Origin of the sequence: Arthrobacter silvisoli, assembly GCF_003369445.1 — a bacterium.
Classification (GTDB): domain Bacteria; phylum Actinomycetota; class Actinomycetes; order Actinomycetales; family Micrococcaceae; genus Arthrobacter; species Arthrobacter silvisoli.
Genome location: NZ_QRCU01000036.1, coordinates 28,427 through 46,490 on the forward strand (window position 1 = coordinate 28,427; position 18,064 = coordinate 46,490).

Below are 18,064 nucleotides of genomic sequence, written 5' to 3' on the forward strand. Positions count from 1 at the left end.
GGTCCGGTTCCTGCACCCGAAGCAGCGCTAAGCCGCAGCCACGGCCGGGACGCAACGTTGAACAACAACTGCGTGCCGAGCAGCACCGGTGCTCCGACAGGCCTGCGGACACCACGACTCAATTGCAGCCTCCTCCCATTAATGATAATCATTATTATTATGCCTGATCACCATACCGCCCGTGCGTCCGCCATCACTGGCTCCCACCCGGTACCCGGCCAAGGCCTCGTCACGCTACGGGATGCCTGCGTGTTCGCCAGGGACGGCCGAACCCTCCTCACGGTTCCGGCGCTCACCGTCCTGCGCGGGGAACGGCTGGTCATAACGGGCCCGACCGGCAGCGGTAAATCGCTCCTGTTGGCGACTCTTGCCGGAAGCTGGGCACCGGGAATCAGCTTCCGCGGCGAGCGCACGGCTTACTACTCCCGGGTGGGATTCGTGCCCCAGCGCGGCCTCGATGCCTTGCATCCGCTGATCCCCCTCGGCCGCCAGCTGCGCCGCGTCACCGGCGCAACTGCCAAGCGGGTCACCGAAGTGCTGGAGGCAGCCGGACTGTCCGACGCCGGGCTGCAGCACCGCAGGCCGGCTGAACTTTCCGGCGGACAGGCGCAGCGCGCCGCCGTCGCGCTCGCAGCGCTGACCGATGCGCCGCTTGTCCTGGCCGATGAACCCACCAGCGCCCTGGACCACGAATCCCGCGACGTGATGCTTCAGCTCCTGGATACCTTGATCGGCCCGGAGCGCACCCTGGTGCTCTCCACGCACGACGACGTAGTGGCAGAAACCCTCGGCACGCGGCGCCTGCAGGTTTCGTCAGGAAAGGTCACGGAAAGTATGGCCGCGGCACCTCCCGTGCACGCTCCGGACGTCCCCGGCCCCGGGGACAAAGCGGCGTGAGCACCGACGGACATAACCCGCCAGTCCTGGAAATCTCCGAGCTCACCGCAGTCCACGGCCACGGCAAACACGCCAGGCCGGTGCTCTCCCCCACAAGCTTCACCGTCATGGCAGGTGAATCCGTTGCCGTCGTCGGCCGTTCCGGAGCGGGCAAGTCAACCCTGGCGGACATCGCACTGGGCCTGCGGAACCCGGCAGGGGGCCACGTCCTCGTGGCCGGCAAGGATTGGTGCCTGCCGACCCGGCGGCCGCCGCACGGCCTCCGCCACCTCGTGCAAGGAGTTCCGCAAGATCCGGCGGCGGCATTCGTGCCGCGCTGGACGTTGCGCCGGTCCATCGGGCAGGCGGTACACAGGCTTACCGGAGACCACGAGGTCGAGCGCCGCATCCGCCGTGCCGCGGAACTGGCCCGCCTCGACCACGCACTGCTGGACCGCAGGCCGGGCGAAGTCTCCGGCGGACAGGCCCAGCGCGCGGCGCTGGCCCGCGCGCTCGCCGTCGACCCCGTCCTCCTGGTTGCCGACGAGCCCACCAGCGCCCTCGACGCCGGAACGGCCGCCGCCGTCTCCGGCTCCCTGCTTTCGCTGGTCCAGGAAACGGGCATCGCACTCCTGCTGGTGACGCATGATCCGGCCCTCGCCGCCCGCTGCTCGCGCACTATCACGCTGACGGCGCCCGCTGCCGCCTAGACCGGCATCCACCCCGAAAGGAACCACCCCATGAGCCAAGCCATGCCGCACAACACCAAGAAGTCCCGTAAGCCCCGGGCCCGGCGCGCCCTGGCACTCGCCGTGCTGCCGGCAGCGCTTCTCCTCAGCGGCTGTTTCGCACCCTCGGAAACACGCGCCGCCAGTGCCTCCGACGACCGGATCTCCATCGCCATGCTGCAGCCGCCACGCTCGGGCCTGAGCCCGCTGAGCGACGATGCCTTCAAACTCTCCCGCTGGGCCACCGCCGAAACCCTCGTTTCGCTGAATGACGCCGGTGAGGCCATCCCGGCGCTCGCGACGGAATGGAAGCGCACCAACGGAACCACGTGGGAGTTCACCATCCGCTCCGGTGTCCGCTTCCACAATGGCAAGGAGCTCGGCCCGGCCACCGTGGTGAACGCCTTGGAGCACGCCATCAAGGCGGTTCCGCTGCCGCGCATCCTCGACGGCGTGGACATGCGGGTCCGGGCCAGCGGCAACAAGGTTGAGATCAGCACTGCCACGCCGGATCCGCTGCTGCCGCACCGGCTCTCCAGCCCGCAATTGGCCATCCTCGACACTGCTGCCTACACCGGCGGCACCGTCGATCCGGTGGGCACGGGCACCGGCCCCTTTGAACTGGTCAAGGTCAACGGCATCGTGGGCGCCACCCTCAACCGCTTCGACGGTTACTGGGGAACCCCCGCGAAGGCCGGCGGCATCGACGTCGCGTTCGTTCCGGACGGCACCGCACGGGCGGCGGCCCTGCGAACGGGTGGGGCGGAGGTCGTGGAGGCAATCCCGGCAGGGCAGGTGGCATCGATCGACAAGAACCTGATCGTCGAAGTACCCATGCCGCGGACCAATACCTTGTACCTGAACACCAAGCGGGGTCCCTTCGCGGACCCGGCCGTGCGTGCGGCGGCAAGGGAAGCGATCGACAGGGCGGCGATCGTGAAGTCCGTCTATGAGGGTCGGGCCGATATCGCCGAGGGACTGCTCGGACCGGCCCTGTCCTGGGCGGCTGACGCCCGCAAGGACCCGGCGTACAGCAAACTCCTCGCCTCCCGCCCCGCGCCGGCCAAAGTCAATGGCGTGAAGATCAGCCTCGGCACCTTCACCGACCGCGCCGAACTGCCTGAGGTGGCCGTTATCCTCGAGCAGCAGCTCGAGGCCGCCGGCTTCGTGGTGCAACAGGATGTGCGCGAGTACCAGTTCATCGAAGCGGACGCCCTCGCCGGCAAGTTCGACGCCTTCATCCTCTCCCGGGCCACCGTACTGGACTCCGGCGACCCCGTCGCGTACCTCGCCTCGGATTTCAGCTGCAAGGGCGGTTTCTCCATTGCCCAGCTCTGCACGCCCCAAGTGGACCGGGCCGTGGCTGCCGCCTCTGAGGCCGAGGCCGGCGAGGGCCGCCGTGAAGCGACCATCCTTGCCGAAGCCCAGGTACTTGCAACAGACGCGGCCATTCCGCTGCTGCACGAACGCGTCATCCAGGGCGAATCGGCCAGGGTGTTGGATGCCGCCCGCGATCCGCGTGAACGCATCCTGATCACGGCGGGCACCCGTCTCGATGCTGCGAAGTAGCGGCTTGGGGCTTGCGTCGCGGGTCCTGTCCGGTTTCCTCCTGCTTTTCGTCGCCGGGGCCCTCCCCTGGCTCTCGCAGCGCGACCCCGCGGCCTCCGTGCTTCGTGCCCGCTACGCGGAACTCGAACCGACACCCGAGGCACTGGCCTCCATCCGCGCCCAGCTGGGGCTCGACGGCGGGCCGTTTGCCACCAGCCTGCGCTGGTGGGCGGGCGTGCTCCGGGGCGATCTCGGCAGGTCCTGGGTGAGCGGCGGGGAAATCGGCCCCGGCGTCTGGGCCGCCCTCGGCGTTTCCGTGACGCTCACCCTTTTCGCCGTCGTCGTCGCCGTCGCGGTGACGGCGGCGCTCGTGGCGCCGGCCGCGCGGCGCGTTTTGCGCGGGGTCCCGCAACGGGGTTCCGGCCCGGCCGGCGTCGCGCTGACCGCCTTACCCGAGTTCCTCCTGGCAAGCACGCTCCTGGTGGTGGTCGCGGTCCAGCTGCGGTGGTTGCCGCCGTACGGCTGGACCGGCTTGCACACCGCGATCCTGCCCGCGCTCGCCCTCGGCATTCCCGCCGGAGGCCTGCTGGGCCGTTTGGTCGCCGACGCCGTCGCCGGAGTTTCGGACGAACGCTGGGTGGAGGTCTGGCGGCTCGCCGGGGCCTCCCGTACCACCCTCCTCGCCGGAGTACTGCGGCGGGCCGGTGCCGCCGTCGTCGATCAATTGGGGCTCGTCTTCATCGGGCTGCTGGGCGGCGCGGTGGCGGTGGAACAGGTGTTCGCGATTCCCGGCCTGGGCCGGTACTTGCTAGGAGCGGCCAACGCCCAGGACCTTCCCGCACTGCAGGCCGGGGTCCTGCTCATGGCGGCTGCCGCCGTGCTGCTGGGCATGCTTGCAGGCCTGGCCCGGCGGGCCCTGCTGGGCGGGCCGCTGGCCCCGGGAACCCTTCCCGGCCCTCCGGAACCGCGCGGCGACGACCGTGCCGCCCGGTGGACCGCCGGACTCGCCCTGGCGGGCCTGACGCTGCTGCTCGCGGCAGGCTTGCCCAGGAATCCTTACGCGATCGCGCATCCAAGGTTGGCACCACCGGGCGCTGAGCTGCCCTTCGGTGCCGATGCCACCGGGCGGGACCTGCTGGCGCGCGTGGCCCACGGGACCCTCGGCACACTCCTGCCGTCCCTGGGCATCGTCCTGCTGGCCATCCTCACGGCCCTCATACTGGCCGTGCTCGGCGAGGTGTCGCGCGGACCGGCCGAAATCGCAAACGCCACACCACCGATTCTTGCCGGTGTCATCATCGCAGCATTGCTGGGGCCCTCCGTGGGCGGCGCCGCCTTGGCTGTCCTCTGGGTCACGTGGCCCCCGCTCACGGCCCATGCCACGGCCCTGCTGGACGAAGCCCGGGCCATGCCCCACATCCGGTGGCTGCCGCTGGCCGGCGTCCCGCCCTGGGAGGTCTGGCTGCGGCACGTGCTGCCGGCCACCGTCCCGCCACTGCTGAGGCACGGGATGCTGCGCCTGCCGGGGGTTGCACTGGCCCTCGCAGCACTTGGCTTCCTGGGACTTGGGGCCCAGCCGCCCCTCCCCGAATGGGGGTTGTTGCTCTCCGAAGGAATCGACTATGTGGAGCGGGCGCCGTGGACCACCCTGGCCCCAGCCGCGGCACTCGTGCTGACCTCGGTCCTGGCGGTCGCACTGGCGGGACTGCGGCAGGCAGCGCGGGACCGGCAGGCGGCGCGGCGCGGGACTGGCAGGAAGACAGCCCTGGCCGTACAGCGCGACGGTGCGGGCGGGGCCCTGTGGTAGCCTCGACCGCATGGAGATTGAGGTCGACAGAATCTAGCCGCCGGAGTTCCGGTGGCCATCGCCCTTCTTGAGCACCCGCTTCTTGAGCACCCGCCGCGTTGTCACGCCGGGTGTGGACCCGCAGCAGGGAAATCCTCAGCTCATACGGCATGCGCCGCTCTCTTTGATTCCCCGCCGCACCCTCTGGTGACGCTCCCGGGAACCGGAACCTACCGCGCCTCTGATTCGAACCATTTCACGCGAAACACGCTGCCGTGCCGCCTGCCCGTCGCCGGGCAGTTCGGGGACGCGGCGTTCCGGACGAAAGACCCCTTCCATGAAATCAGCGATCTCCCTCCACAACCTCACGTTCCAATGGCCCGACGGAACCCCTGCCCTATCCGGCCTCAACGGTTCCTTCACTCCCGGACGGACCGGCCTGGTGGGACGCAACGGCACCGGCAAATCCACCCTGCTGAAGCTCGTCGCCGGGCTGCTTGAACCAAGCAGCGGCCGGGTGGACCGCAGCGGCGAGGTGGGCTATCTGCCGCAGAATCTCACCCTGCGCAGCGACACCACCGTCGCCGCTTTGCTGGGTATCGAGCACATCCTCGCAGCCATGAAGGCCATCGAATCCGGCGACGTCAGCCAGGAACACTTCGACACCATCGGCAACGACTGGGACATCGAATCGCGGGCGGACGAAGAGTTGCAGCAGACCGGCTTCGGCGCCGCCGACCTCCAGCGCCGCGTGGCCGAGGTCTCCGGCGGCGAGGCGATGCTCATCGCCGTGACTGGGCTGCGGATCCGGCGAACGCCCATCACGCTGCTGGACGAACCCACCAACAACCTCGACCGCTCCACGCGCCGCAGCCTCACCCGCATGGTGGAGGAATGGCCGGGCACCTTGGTGGTGGTCAGCCACGACCTCGATCTCCTGGAACACATGGACAACACGGCCGAGCTGCATGCCGGGGAGCTCGAAACCTTCGGCGGCCCGTACAGCGAATGGAAGGCCTACCGGGAACAGGAGCAGGCCGCCGCCCTGCAGTCAGCACAATCCGCCCAACAGGCCCTCAAGGTTGAGAAGCGGCAGCGCGCCGAGGCCGAAACGAAGCTGGCGCGGCGGGAACGGACGGCACAGAAAACCCAGAAAGACGGCGGCATCCCGAAAATCCTGGCAGGAAAGCGGGCGGCCAACGCCCAGGTTTCCGCGGGGAAGCTGCGCGGCACCTTGGAGGACAAGATCGTTGCGGCGCAAGCCGCCGCCGACGCCGCCGACGCCAAGGTCCGGGACGAGCAGCACATCAAGCTCGAACTGCCCGATCCTCAGGTGCCGCGCGCCAAGCGGATCGCCGAACTCCACGACGGCGGCCGCACCTTCGTCATCCAAGGCCCCGAGCGCGTGGCTTTGGTGGGTCCGAACGGCTCCGGCAAGTCGACGCTGCTGACCCGGCTGCTGGCCGGCAGCCCGGCGGCGGGCGGGAACGCCGTCGTCGGTGGTACCCCTCCAGGGCTCCCCGGCGGGGTCCTGCTGACCGACCGCGTCGGGTACCTTCCGCAACGGCTGGACGGGCTCGACGATGGCGCAAGCGCCCTCGCGAACGTGCAGTCCGTGGCGCCCTCGACGCCGTCGGGAACCATCCGCAACCGGCTGGCACGGCTACTGCTGCGCGGACCGGCGGCGGACCGGCCGGTGGGGACGCTCTCCGGCGGCGAACGCTTCCGGGTGGGCCTGGCGAAACTCCTCCTCGCCGAACCGCCCGCGCAGTTGCTCGTGCTGGATGAGCCCACCAACAACCTGGACATCTCCAGCGTGGAACAGCTCGCCGAAGCCCTGGATGCCTACCGCGGCGCCGTGCTGATCGTCAGCCACGACTTCGCGTTCCTCGAACGGCTCGGCATCGACACCGTGCTGGAGCTCGGCGCGGACGGCCGGCTCCAGCAGCGGCGAAGCCTGGAGGATGTTGCCTTGGACTAGCTCAGGACGATGTCGCGGGTGGCGTGGTTGTACGTGAAGGTGACCTTGCCGCCGTCGTGGTGCAGTTCGTGGTTGGCACCGTCACGGACGCCGAATGCACCGTAGTTCTCGTCCCACGAGCGGTTCAGCGCGATCTTGTAGGTGTAGAAACCGGCGGGCAGCTCGGCGGTGAGGGTCCAGAGCTTCTTGCGCGCGTTGTACTTCATCTGGACTTCGTCATGCTGGGGAGCCCAGTCTTCCGGCGCGCCGAGGATGGTGCTGAAGTCACCGGCGACGGCGACGGCGGAGGGCTGCTCGAGCTTCGGTTCTTTCACGGCGGGGGCCTTCTTCGCGGGGGCTTCCGCCGCCGTCGTGCTGTCCGTCCCGATGGCCTCGGTGCTCAAGGCGGCAGTGCCTGCGGCGGCGGTGCTGGCCGTGCGCTTCACGGCCGGCTTCCGGGCTGCGGTCTTCTTGGCGGCCGGCTTCTTGGGTGCCTCCGGCAGCGGGGTGCCTTCGGGAACCGGGGTGCCTTCGGCAAGGGCCGCGGCGAACTGATCCGGTTTGGCAAACGCCACGGTGGCTCGCAGCCCGTCCTCGGTGATGGTCCAGCCGGAGCGGCCCTTGACCAGCCAGCCGGCCTTGACCAGCTTGGCGGTGGCCGTGGTCAGGCCCTTGTGGCCGCGCGGGATGCCGCCGCTGAGGAGCTCGGCTTCGTGGTCGCTGAAGGGCACGCGAGAGGCCGCTTCGGCGAGGACTTCGCCGGCATTCAAAGTGGTTTCGGACCAGGTTCCCTCGGCCAGTACATCGAGGACGGTCTTGAGACGGGCGATGCTGTTGTCGGCGGCAGTCTTGGCCATGTGGCTCCTTCAGCGGCGGGTATTTGCTTGCAGTCTGCCAAGCTTCTGTAAATTCCGGGTACCGTAACCGGTTAACTCCGTGTGTCGTGACCCACTGTTACGCCGACGGCCGCCCAAGTGATTGTGGAGTCTCGGGTAGGGGTGGTTTCAGCCCGAAATTGAACCGGCAGCCGCTTCCCACGCACGCACTTCGCCCAGCAGTTCCGCCTTGCGTGCTTCGGAGGCGAACGACGAACGGATCGAGTTCGCCGCGAGTGCCGACCGCTGCGCCGTCGTCAGTCCGTGGACGGCGGTGAGCTGGACGAAGTTGTCGTCCACATAGCCGCCGAAATACGCGGGGTCATCCGAATTCACGCTGACGTTCAGGCCCGCGGCGAGCATCGCCGGCAAGGGGTGGTCGGCCAGGGTTTCCACGGCACGCAACCTCACGTTGGACAGCGGGCAAACCGTCAGCGGGATCTGTTCCTTCGCCAGCCGCTGCACCAGCGCAGGATCCTCCATGCAGCGGATGCCGTGGTCGATCCGCTCCACGCCCAGAAGGTCCAGCGAGTCGGTGATGTACGACGCCGGCCCTTCCTCGCCCGCGTGGGCGATCCGGTGCAGCCCGGCTTCCGCCGCGCGCTGGTAAAGACGGACGAATTTCGACGGCGGGTTGCCCACTTCCGCGGAATCCAGGCCGATGCCGGCGATCGGGGCGTTCATGGCCAGCAACTGCTCAAGCACCTCCAGCGCGTCGTCCTCGGGCAAGTCCCTCAGGAAAGCGGCAATCAGGAGGGTCGAGACACCGAACTCCCGCTCCGACGTCGCGAGCGCTGAGGCGACACCGTTGACGCAGGTCTCAAGCGGCACCCCGCGGGAAACGTGGGCCTGCGCGTCCATCATGACCTCGACATGCCGCACACCGCCCGACGCGGCCCGGGCCAGGTAGGCGCGGGTCATGTCCGCGAAGTCCTGCTCAGTGCGCAGCACAGCCATGTTGGCGTAATAGAGGTCCAGGAATGACTGCAGGTCCGTGAATTCGTAGCGCGAGCGAAGCTCATCCAGGTCCACGTACGGTAGCTCGATGCCGTTCCGCTCCGCGAGGGCGAAAATCAGCTCCGGCTGGAGCGTCCCCTCAATGTGCAGGTGCAGTTCGGCCACCGGGAGTGCTGTGTTCGCGCCATGAGTTTCCACCCGACAAGACTAGCCTGCGAGGGTACCGCCGTCGCGGGCCGCGCTTGCGGGTCCTGAACCTTCCAGCCTGATCGGTCCCGCCGCTGAGTGCTCCTTTGTGGTGCGATTTTCCGCGGAATACCCGCCACAGGTGAGCACCCAAGCCGGGGTTGGCCCGCCCGACTTGGTTGCAAGCCAGCCCCACCCTCAAACTAAAGGGATGCAGACCTACCTCCCGTTCCCTGATTTCAAGCAATGCGCCGCCGCCCTGGACACCAACCGGTTGGGCAAGCAGCGCGCCGAGGTCCTGCAGATCCTGCGTACCCTGGTCATTCCCGAGTTCGGCCGACTGGGCCACCCCGCCATCCGGATGTGGATGGGCCACGTCCCGGCCCTCACCCTGTACGGCCTGGCGATGGTCGACGAATGGGAGTCACGCGGCAACCCGGACAAGCTCCGGGCCGACATCACCGAATTCGCTCCCCAGGCAGCCCACCCGGACTATGCCGCGAAAATTCCCATGCCCCACTGGCTTGGCGAGCCCGACCTCCACCTGAGCCACCGCTCCAAGCTGATCCAGAAAGACGCCAGGTTCTACGGCGAGGCCTTCCCCGGAACGCCGGCCGGACTCGAGTACATCTGGCCCGAGCCCGCCATGGACTTGATCCCGGAAGACCCCGAAGAGGACTTCCTCTGGGTGGTCCGCTCCGATCAGACCGGAAACGTCCCGGAAAAGATCCGCACGGTGGGCCTCCCCGCCGTCGGCAAGCCTGCAGCGCGAAGCGAAGCGGCCGACGTCGAGACCCCCGAAGAGGCCCCGCCCGTCCGCAAGGAACCGCAGCGCCTCGTGAAGAAGCCCACCGCGCGGCGCAAGCGCCAGGAGGAAATCTTCCGGACCCTTCCGGGCAAGACCCCGGTGCTCGTCCCGCTGGAGGACGGCCGCACCCTGGCCCTCGGCAAGGTCGTGGGCCGGCCGATCACGCTCGACGACGGACGCTTCGGCCGCAACTTCGAGCTCAGCCAGGTCCTGGACCGCTCGGACCTGTCCAACCCTGCCCTGCTCCAGGACCCGCGGATCTTCTTCCCCGTCCCGGATCCCGCGCTCTAATAACGAAAACCCGCTACCGGCCGGCCGCGTACCCTTGCGCACCGCGCGGGTTCGCGGCCGCAAGCAGCACGCCGTTCACCGGGTCGCGCACGACGGCGGACAGCCGTCCCAGCGCCCAGTCACCGGCGCGGGTGATGCGGTGTCCGCGCCGCTCGAGTCCTGCGATCACTTCTTCGCCCAGCCGGTCCTCGACCACAGCGCCGCCGGGTTCCCAGGTGCGCGGCCAGAACGATCCGGGCATGGACGTCGTGTGGAACGCGGGCGCGTCGATGGCCTGTTGCGGTGAATAACCGCCGACGATGGTGCGCAGCAGGTAGAGCAACTGCCACTGGTCCTGCTGGTCGCCGCCGGGTGAGCCGAGCCCGGCAACGGCGGCGCCGTCCCGTAGGACCAGGGTGGGAGTGAGCGTGGTGCGCGGTCGTTTGCCGGGCGTCAGGGTGGACGGCGTGCCAGGCTCCAGCCAGGTCATCTGCAGGCGGGTGCCCAGGCAGAACCCCAGCTCCGGGATGGCCGGCGAGGACTGCAGCCAGCCGCCGGACGGCGTGGCCGACACCATGTTGCCCCAGCGGTCCACGACGTCGAGGTGGCAGGTGTCGCCCCGGGTCTCGCCCTCGGGGGACACGGTAGGCTCCCCCGTCCCGGCCTCTGCAACGCCGTCGGTCCGCAGCCCGGGAAGGTAGGGCTCCCATCCCGGGACGTGGCCCGGCCGGAACTCAAGGGATGCAGTGTCGCTGATCAGCGACCGCCGGGACGCCGCATAGCCGGGTGAGAGGAGCTCCTCCAGGGGCACATCGCCGTCGCCGTAGTAGGCTTCCCGGTCGGCGAGCGCGAGCTTCATCGCCTCCAGGATCGTGTGGGCGCCGAGCTCGGTGGAGGGGTCCAGGTGCTCGTCGTCGAAGCCGTCCAGGATGGCCAAAGCCTGCAGCAGCGCAGGCCCCTGGCCCCACGGACCGGTCTTCGAAATCGTGTGGCCCCGGAACTCCAAGGTGGCCGGGGCTTCGTAGCCTGCCCTGAACTCCGCCAAGTCAGCCAGCACAAGAACGCCGCAGTGGTCCGTGCCGGTGGAATGGCGGTGCGGCTGCTGGGCGGATTCCACCATGGCGCGCGCGACAAACCCTTCGCGCCATTCCCGGCGGGCAGCGTCGATCCTTGCCTCGCGGGTGTGGGCCACCGCGCCATCCGCCTCGCCGAGTCCGGCCCCGGCCTGGACCAGCTTTTGCAGCGTCCGGGCATATGCCGGATTGTGGATCAGTTCGCCCTCCGCGGGAATCCGGCCGCCCGGCATCCACAACGCGGCGGACGCTGGCCAGTGCTCCCTGAACAGCCCGGCCACCGAGGCGATCGTCGCTCCTACCCTGGCCAGGACCGGGTGCCCGTCGCGCGCGTAGTGGATCGCGAAATCCAGCACCTCGGCCAGCTCCCAGCTGCCGTGGTCCCGCAGCAGCAGGAGCCAGGCGTCGACGGCGCCCGGGACCGCCGCGGCGAGGGCTCCGGATCCGGGGACAAGGCTGAGCCCTTCGGCGCGGAAGTGCTCCACCGTGGCCCCTTGCGGTGCCGGTCCCTGCCCCATGAGGACCACTGCCTTCCCGGGCTCGACGGCGGTGCTGAAGACCGCGGTCAGGTCGCCGCCGGGACCGTTGAGGTGCGGTTCCACCACATGCAGCACGAAGGCGGCGGCAGTTGCGGCATCAAAGGCGTTGCCGCCGCGTTCCAGCACGGCCTGCGCCGATGCTGTTGCCAGCCAGTGGGTGGACGCGGCCATGCCGAAAGTGCCGTGGAGGGTGGGCCGGGTGGTGAAAGCATCGGGCCTGGTGAAGCTCATTGCCACACTGTAGGCGCGTTCCCTCCCGCTTACTCAGCTTGGGCCACGAAAAACCCCGGGCGTGTCCGGGCGACTCGCCGCGGCCCGGGCGGTGCCCGGAAAAGCAAGTGGGAAGGAGCGTCGTGCGATGCTCCTTCCCACGTCGGATGCTGCTTGGCCTGCGGTGCTTGGCCTGCGTTGCGGGGCGGCGCTACTTGGCGAGGCCGGCCCGGCGAAGGGCTTCCGCCAACGCCGTATCGGCCGCCGGCGCCTGCCGGCCCTGCTGGCTGCCACCCGGGTTCCGGCGTTGGCCGCCCCGGTCGTTGGAGCCGCGGCGGTCTTGGCCACCGCGCTCCTGGGAGCCGCGCTGCCCGCCCCGTTCCTGTCCTCCCCGCTCCTGGCCGGCCCCGCGCTGGCCACCAGCGCCGCCCGGACGAGCACCCCCTCCCGGACGACCGGCCCCGCCAACCCCAGCTTCGTCGTCGAGCCGCAGGGTCAGCGAAATCCGCTTCCGCTCGGGGTCGGCCTCAAGGACCTTCACCCGCACGACTTGGCCGGACTTGACCACTTCGCGCGGGTCGGAGACGAACTTGGTGGACATCGCCGAGACGTGGACCAGCCCGTCCTGGTGCACCCCGACGTCCACAAACGCACCGAACGCTGCCACGTTGGTGACCGTGCCCTCCAGGATCAGCCCCGGCTTCAGGTCGGAGATCTTCTCGACGCCTTCAGAGAAGCTCGCAGCCACAAACGCAGGGCGGGGGTCGCGTCCGGGTTTTTCGAGTTCGGCCATGATGTCCCGCACGGTCGGCACACCGAACGCGCCGTCCACGAATGCGTGCGGGTCAAGCGCGGACACCGGCGAAGCCGAAGAAGAAGCGGCAGCCAGGATCTTCCGGGCTACGGAGTACGCCTCCGGGTGCACACTGGAGGCGTCCAGCGGCTCGGCTCCCCCGCTGATCCGCAGGAAGCCGGCACACTGTTCGAAGGCCTTGGCGCCCAGGCGCGGCACCTTCTTCAGCTCGGCACGTTTGGCGAAGGGGCCGTTCTCGTTCCGGTAGGCCACGATGTTCTCGCTCAGCAGCGGACCGACGCCGGCCACCCGGCTGAGCAGCGCGGGCGAGGCCGTGTTCAAATCCACCCCGACGGCATTCACGCAGTCTTCGACCACGGCGTCCAGGGAGCGGTCCAGCTTCGCGGCCGTCACGTCATGCTGGTACTGTCCGACGCCGATCGACTTCGGTTCGATCTTCACCAGTTCCGCCAACGGGTCCTGCAGCCGCCGTGCGATGGACACGGCCCCGCGCAGGGAGACGTCCATGCCGGGCAGTTCGGCGGCGGCCAGCGCAGACGCCGAGTACACGGACGCGCCGGCTTCGGAGACCACGAGCTTCTGCAGCGCCGGACCGCCGGCGGCCTTGAGGGACTTGATGAGCTCGCCAGCCAGCTTGTCCGTTTCCCGCGAGGCGGTGCCGTTGCCGATCGCGACGAGTTCGACGCCGTGCTGCGCCACCAGCCGCGAAAGGGTCGCCAGGGCCTCATCCCATTTCTTTGCCGGGGCGTGCGGGTAGACGGTGTCGGTGGCGACCACCTTGCCGGTGCCGTCGACCACGGCCACCTTCACTCCGGTGCGCAGCCCCGGGTCCAGGCCCAGCGTGGCGCGGTTGCCCGCCGGCGCGGCGAGCAGCACGTCGCGGAGGTTGGCGGCGAAGACGCGCACGGCCTCGTCCTCGGCCTGGGCGAAGAGGCGCCCACGCAGGTCGTTCGCGAGCCGGTCCAGGATCCTCGACCGCCAGGCGATCTGCGCCGTCTGCATCAGCCAGCTGTCCGCAGCCCGGCCGCGGTCGGCGACCCCGAGGCAGGCGGCCACGGCGTTCTCATAGCGGGTGCGCGCGGCGGCCAGGGCGTCGTCGTCGGCCGGTTCCGCCTCGGCGAGCTGCAGCTCCAGCACGTCTTCCTTCTCGCCGCGCAGCAGCGCGAGCACCCGGTGGCCGGGCATCTTGGCGGGCAGCTGGGAGAACTCGAAGTAGTCCTTGAAGTTCTGGCCCTGTACCTCCATGCCCTTCTTCACCCGCGACACCATGCTGCCTTGGGTCCACAGCCGCTCGCGGAGGGTCTCGGCGAGGTCGGCATCCTGGGAGACGCGCTCCACCAGGATGGAGCGGGCACCGGCGAGCGCGGCAGTGGCGTCGTCGACCGAGTGTTCGGCGTTGAGGTACTTGGCGGCTTCGGCCTCGGGGTTCAGCGTGGGATCGGCCAGCAGCGCGTCGGCGAGGGGCTCAAGGCCTGCCTCGCGGGCGATCTGCGCCTTGGTGCGGCGCTTGGACTTGTAGGGCAGGTAGATGTCTTCGAGCCGGGCCTTGGTGTCCGCGCCGACGACGGCGGCCTCCAGTTCCGGGGTCAGTTTGCCCTGGGCGGCAATCGCCTCAAGGACGGTGCGCTTGCGTTCCTCCAGTTCCCGCAGGTACCGCAGCCGTTCCTCCAGCTGGCGCAGCTGGGTGTCGTCCAAGGTGCCCGTGACCTCCTTGCGGTAACGGGCGATGAACGGCACGGTGGAGCCGGCGTCGAGCAGTTCGACGGCGGCCTTCACCTGCCAGGCTTTCACGCCGAGTTCCTCGGCGATCACGGCGTGGATGGCGGCCTCGGGCGATGCGGCGGTTGCGGTACCGGAAGGAATTTGAGTCACCAACACAGTTTGCCCTACCGAAAGGAGCAGGCGCGTGCTGTAGTGGGAAGGCACCGCGAGGAAGGGGCGCACCATGCAGGAATTGCTCGTTATCCTCCAGGACGGGTTCGACGGCGACGACGTCACTATCACCGTCAACGGCAAGGAAGCCCACCACGAACCGGGCGCGTCCACGAAGATGCTGCTGGGGATGGCTGCCGAAATCTCCGTGGAACTGCCGGCCAAGGGGGCCACGGTCGGCGTCGAAATACCGTCCAGGGAGATGTCCGCCCAGATCACGGTCCACGGCCGGCCGAAGAGCCTGCTGGCGTCGGTTGAAGGCGGGGAGCTCGTGTTGCGGGAAGGCACCGGGCGCGAGGCGTTCCTCTAGTTGCAGTACAGGAACGCTGGATAAGAAAAGGCACCGCGGCGCGTCCGCCGCGGTGCCCGGTCCGTTGTCTGGTCAGCCCATGGGCGCCATCGGAGTCTTGGCGGAAATGTGCTCCACCAATTCGCCGACACGCTGCTCGGAGTAGTTCCTGGCGATGTCGCCCTGGCTGATGATGCCCACCAGCTTGTGGTCGGTAATGACCGGAAGGCGCCGAATCTGGTGCTTTTCCATCAGGTCGATCGCGGCGTCGACGCTGGCATCGGCGTCAATCCAGATGGGCTTTCCTTGGGCAAGGTCGGCGGCCTTCTTCTCACTGGCAACCCAGCCTTCGGCGACGCACTTGACCACGATGTCGCGGTCGGTGATGAATCCCTTAAGCTTCCCATCACCGCCACAGATAGGCAGGGAACCAACGTCCAAATCGCGCATCATCACGGCCGCTTCCAAGAGCGACTGGTCTTCCTTCACGCATTGGGCATCGGTGGTCATGAATTCGCGTACAACACTCATGAGTCCTCCTTGATCGATTGGCATCGACGCTGACCCGCCCGGCACCGGCGCCGATGATGCCAGACTACGCCTCGAGGGGACCGGAAGGATCGTGGTCTAGCCCACCATTTCAATAATCCATTCGTTGGAGTATTGTTCCCCTTGGTTACTTACGGATTCGGGGCGCGGGCCAACTTCTGACTGTTCTGGGGACGCCGACCGACTCGCACCGCCTCGCTCTGGACCGTCTTTCCGCCGGCCCCTCCATGGACCCGCCCTCCGGGCTACCCGTTGCCCGCCGCGCCGCCCGTGCCGTCCCGGCGAACGATTATGTTCCATTGCTTTGAGCGAGAAAGACCCCCGCGATGAACAACCCCAACATGCCCGATGCCTCATTCACGCCCAACCCCGACAACCCCTTTCCCGTGCCGCTGCCGCCGTCGCCCCTGCCGGGTCCGATCCCGCTTCCGGGACCCGTTCCGTTGCCCGGCCCTATCCCCTTCCCGCAGCCGGGACCGCTGCCGCTCCCGCCGGACCACGACTGGTGGCGGTGCTGGCGGAACGCGGCCATCAGCGGGCGCTACGAAGGAAGCCAGGCCGGCGCGTCGCTGATCGGCCGGTCCCTGGACCTCCGCCTGGACATCGACCGGCGGAACAACGTCGAATCCCCCGTGCTGAACAAGGTCAGCGGGGACATCTACACCAAGCGTTTCGTGCGGATCGGCGGCCGGTTCCAATTGGTCACCACCTACCTGGAGTCCTGGATCGTAGACAATCCGGTGGTCACGTGGACCCGTTGCCGGGTACGGATCAGCGGCACCGTCCGCTACTGGCAGGGGGTACACCCGCCCACCACGGTGGACATCTCCGTGGGCTGGTTCTTCGGCGCCATCCAGCCGGCCAGCGTGGTCTTCACGGTCGGCGGCGCCGCGGAAGCCGCATACACCTGCGCGTACAAGTCCGACTGCTTCCGGGATGTGAACCTGGAAATGGACTTCTGCAGTTCGGTGGACGTTGACCCCAAAGCCCCGTCCTACAACACTCACAGCCACAACAACCGCCCCGCGGACCTCGCCGAACGCACCCTGGACATCGGCGCCAGCTACAAGGACGCCGGCGTGGACGTCCGGATCGACTCCGTGCACACCGTGATCGACGACAGCGCCCCGGCCTTCGTGTCGTGGAATGTCGGCGAACTCCACGATGCCATGGAGACTTCCTTCAGCCGCTTCAACTCGGGCTGGCCGGCCTGGAATCTCTGGGGAATGCAGGCCGGATTGTTCGACAGCGCGGGCGTAGGGGGCATCATGTTCGACGCCGCCGCCGGTTTTGGCGGGGCGGGCCGCGGTCCCGACCGGCAGGGCTTCGCCGTGTTCCGCAACCACTCGTGGTTCACCAACCTGGTGGCAGGAACCCCCGCGAACCAGGACCAGGCGTGGGCGCAGCGCCACTACCTCTACACCTGGGTGCACGAGGCCGGGCACGCCTTCAACTTCCTGCACTCGTGGGACAAGGCCCGCCCGGATTCGCTGTCCTGGATGAACTACGACTGGCGCTATGACCAGCGCAACGGGGCGGACCAGTTCTGGGCGAACTTCCGGTTCCGCTTCGACGACGACGAACTCCTGCACATGCGCCACGGCGACCGCGCCTCGGTAATCATGGGCGGGGATCCGTGGGCCTCGGGCGGACACCTGGAATCCCCGGCCGGTGCCATGACGGTTTCGGGCCCGGGCAGCGATGTGGAATTCACCGTCACCGGCAAGAACCACTTCGACTTCATGGAGCCGGTGGCCTTGGAGTTCCGGCTCCGGAACACCAGCGACGCGCCGTTGGTGCTGGACCGCCGCCTCGACCCACGCTACGGGAACACCACCGTGTACGTGCAGAAGCCCAACGGTACCACCGTGCTGCACGAATCAGTGGTGTGCTACTACGGCATCCCCGAACCCGTGACCCTCGGCCCGGCGGCCGGGGCCGGTGGCAAGGAGGGCGAGGACCGCTTCAGCGAACTGGTCCAACTGGCCTACAGCACCGGCGGTTTCGTGTTCGACGAGCCGGGCCAATACCTGGTCCGCGTGGTCTACGGCAGCGAAGGAGTGCTGCAGGCATCCAACACCTTCCCGCTGCGGATCGGTTTCCCCGTCACCAAGGAAGAGGACCGCTTCGCGCCGCAATTCTTCAACCGCGAAGTCGGGCTCACCCTCGCCTTCGAAGGGTCCATGTCGCCCTACCTGAGCAAGGGACTGGACGCCCTCACGGAGGCAGCCGAACGCTTCACGGGCGAACCCTTGGGCGTCAAGGCCGCTACCGCCGTCGCGCAGTCCGTAGGCGACGATTTCTACCGACGGGAGCACCTCACCATGGTCAAGAGCCACAGCGCCGACCCGCAACGGGCGCTGGCCCTCACCGAACCGGGGCTGCAGCGGTACCAGGCGGCCGCGACGCCGTCGGGAAACCTCGCGTACCGGAACCTGGTCCAGTTCCGGACCGGCCTGCACCTGGCCGCCGACAACGCCCAGGCCGCCAACGCCGAGGTCGAGACCCTGGCGAAGGACCTCAGCGAGCGCGGAGTCCATCCGAGCGTGGTCGCTGAAGTCCGGGACTTGATGGCCCCGGTGGCGGCTGGGGAAAAGCAGCAGGAGAAGCCCGCTCCCAAGACCCGCCGGTCACCGCGGAAATGAGGCGCCCCCAGGCATAGCC

The 18,064-nt window shown here is 68.7% G+C and carries 13 protein-coding genes; 8 read left to right on the forward strand and 5 right to left on the reverse strand.

Features of this window, described 5'->3' with window-relative positions:
• Positions 1-159: 159 nt before the first annotated feature.
• The 5 genes from DWV11_RS09010 to DWV11_RS09030 all read left to right on the forward strand — a co-directional run bounded on the left by DWV11_RS09010 (position 160) and on the right by DWV11_RS09030 (position 6,919).
• Positions 160-897, forward strand: coding sequence for an ATP-binding cassette domain-containing protein (locus tag DWV11_RS09010; RefSeq protein WP_136017890.1), 738 nt, complete (start codon positions 160-162; stop codon positions 895-897).
• Positions 894-1,586 carry an ATP-binding cassette domain-containing protein gene (locus DWV11_RS20480; protein ID WP_115788555.1) on the forward strand — a complete coding sequence of 231 codons (693 nt, stop codon included), beginning with the start codon at positions 894-896 and terminating at the stop codon, positions 1,584-1,586. Before DWV11_RS09010 ends, DWV11_RS20480 begins: the two co-directional genes overlap by 4 nt.
• A 30-nt stretch (positions 1,587-1,616) precedes the next feature.
• A complete protein-coding gene (locus DWV11_RS09020) occupies positions 1,617-3,173 on the forward strand; it encodes an ABC transporter substrate-binding protein (RefSeq protein ID WP_245953520.1) in 1,557 nt (518 codons plus the stop codon).
• Positions 3,160-4,959, forward strand: a complete 1,800-nt coding sequence (locus tag DWV11_RS09025; RefSeq protein WP_115788556.1) for an ABC transporter permease subunit — start codon at positions 3,160-3,162, stop codon at positions 4,957-4,959. Before DWV11_RS09020 ends, DWV11_RS09025 begins: the two co-directional genes overlap by 14 nt.
• Before the next feature lie 316 nt (positions 4,960-5,275).
• A complete protein-coding gene (locus DWV11_RS09030) occupies positions 5,276-6,919 on the forward strand; it encodes an ABC-F family ATP-binding cassette domain-containing protein (protein ID WP_115788557.1) in 1,644 nt (547 codons plus the stop codon).
• Here DWV11_RS09030 and DWV11_RS09035 read toward each other — a convergent pair.
• Positions 6,916-7,755, reverse strand: a complete 840-nt coding sequence (locus DWV11_RS09035) for a pullulanase X25 domain-containing protein (protein WP_115788558.1) — start codon at positions 7,753-7,755, stop codon at positions 6,916-6,918. The two genes, DWV11_RS09030 and DWV11_RS09035, sit on opposite strands and share 4 nt — an antisense overlap.
• 147 nt (positions 7,756-7,902) lie before the next feature.
• Positions 7,903-8,928 carry an adenosine deaminase gene (locus DWV11_RS09040; RefSeq protein WP_115788559.1) on the reverse strand — a complete coding sequence of 342 codons (1,026 nt, stop codon included), beginning with the start codon at positions 8,926-8,928 and terminating at the stop codon, positions 7,903-7,905.
• A 199-nt stretch (positions 8,929-9,127) separates the two neighbouring features.
• Here DWV11_RS09040 and DWV11_RS09045 point away from each other — a divergent pair, with 199 nt between their 5' ends.
• Positions 9,128-10,015, forward strand: a complete 888-nt coding sequence (locus tag DWV11_RS09045) for an MSMEG_6728 family protein (RefSeq protein ID WP_115788560.1) — start codon at positions 9,128-9,130, stop codon at positions 10,013-10,015.
• Between the two features lie 13 nt (positions 10,016-10,028).
• Here DWV11_RS09045 and DWV11_RS09050 read toward each other — a convergent pair whose 3' ends face one another.
• Complete coding sequence (locus DWV11_RS09050; RefSeq protein ID WP_115788561.1) at positions 10,029-11,837, reverse strand: gamma-glutamyltransferase family protein; 1,809 nt, start codon at positions 11,835-11,837, stop codon at positions 10,029-10,031.
• 190 nt (positions 11,838-12,027) lie between these two features.
• A complete protein-coding gene (locus tag DWV11_RS09055) occupies positions 12,028-14,577 on the reverse strand; it encodes a Tex family protein (protein ID WP_115788562.1) in 2,550 nt (849 codons plus the stop codon).
• Between DWV11_RS09055 and DWV11_RS09060 the strand changes: the two genes are divergently transcribed.
• Entirely contained in the window at positions 14,576-14,872 is a 297-nt protein-coding gene (locus DWV11_RS09060; RefSeq protein ID WP_115788563.1) for a hypothetical protein, read from the forward strand. The two genes, DWV11_RS09055 and DWV11_RS09060, sit on opposite strands and share 2 nt — an antisense overlap.
• Before the next feature lie 72 nt (positions 14,873-14,944).
• On the opposite strand, the gene DWV11_RS09065 is transcribed toward DWV11_RS09060, so the two are convergent.
• Entirely contained in the window at positions 14,945-15,382 is a 438-nt protein-coding gene (locus DWV11_RS09065) for a CBS domain-containing protein (protein ID WP_115788564.1), read from the reverse strand.
• A 344-nt stretch (positions 15,383-15,726) separates the two neighbouring features.
• Here DWV11_RS09065 and DWV11_RS09070 point away from each other — a divergent pair, with 344 nt between their 5' ends.
• Positions 15,727-18,045, forward strand: coding sequence for a hypothetical protein (locus tag DWV11_RS09070; RefSeq protein WP_115788565.1), 2,319 nt, complete (start codon positions 15,727-15,729; stop codon positions 18,043-18,045).
• Positions 18,046-18,064: the final 19 nt, after the last annotated feature.

Bases quoted from the DNA above. Each gene is read 5' to 3' on its own strand.
- DWV11_RS09045 (WP_115788560.1), top strand. From the start codon at position 9,128: ATGCAGACCTACCTCCCGTTCCCTGATTTCAAGCAATGCGCCGCCGCC.
- DWV11_RS09025 (WP_115788556.1), top strand. From the start codon at position 3,160: ATGCTGCGAAGTAGCGGCTTGGGGCTTGCGTCGCGGGTCCTGTCCGGT.
- DWV11_RS09055 (WP_115788562.1), bottom strand. From the start codon at position 14,577: ATGGTGCGCCCCTTCCTCGCGGTGCCTTCCCACTACAGCACGCGCCTG.
- DWV11_RS09065 (WP_115788564.1), bottom strand. From the start codon at position 15,382: ATGAGTGTTGTACGCGAATTCATGACCACCGATGCCCAATGCGTGAAG.
- DWV11_RS09060 (WP_115788563.1), top strand. From the start codon at position 14,576: ATGCAGGAATTGCTCGTTATCCTCCAGGACGGGTTCGACGGCGACGAC.
- DWV11_RS09020 (WP_245953520.1), top strand. From the start codon at position 1,617: ATGAGCCAAGCCATGCCGCACAACACCAAGAAGTCCCGTAAGCCCCGG.
- DWV11_RS09010 (WP_136017890.1), top strand. From the start codon at position 160: ATGCCTGATCACCATACCGCCCGTGCGTCCGCCATCACTGGCTCCCAC.
- DWV11_RS09050 (WP_115788561.1), bottom strand. From the start codon at position 11,837: ATGAGCTTCACCAGGCCCGATGCTTTCACCACCCGGCCCACCCTCCAC.
- DWV11_RS09035 (WP_115788558.1), bottom strand. From the start codon at position 7,755: ATGGCCAAGACTGCCGCCGACAACAGCATCGCCCGTCTCAAGACCGTC.
- DWV11_RS09030 (WP_115788557.1), top strand. From the start codon at position 5,276: ATGAAATCAGCGATCTCCCTCCACAACCTCACGTTCCAATGGCCCGAC.
- DWV11_RS09070 (WP_115788565.1), top strand. From the start codon at position 15,727: ATGAACAACCCCAACATGCCCGATGCCTCATTCACGCCCAACCCCGAC.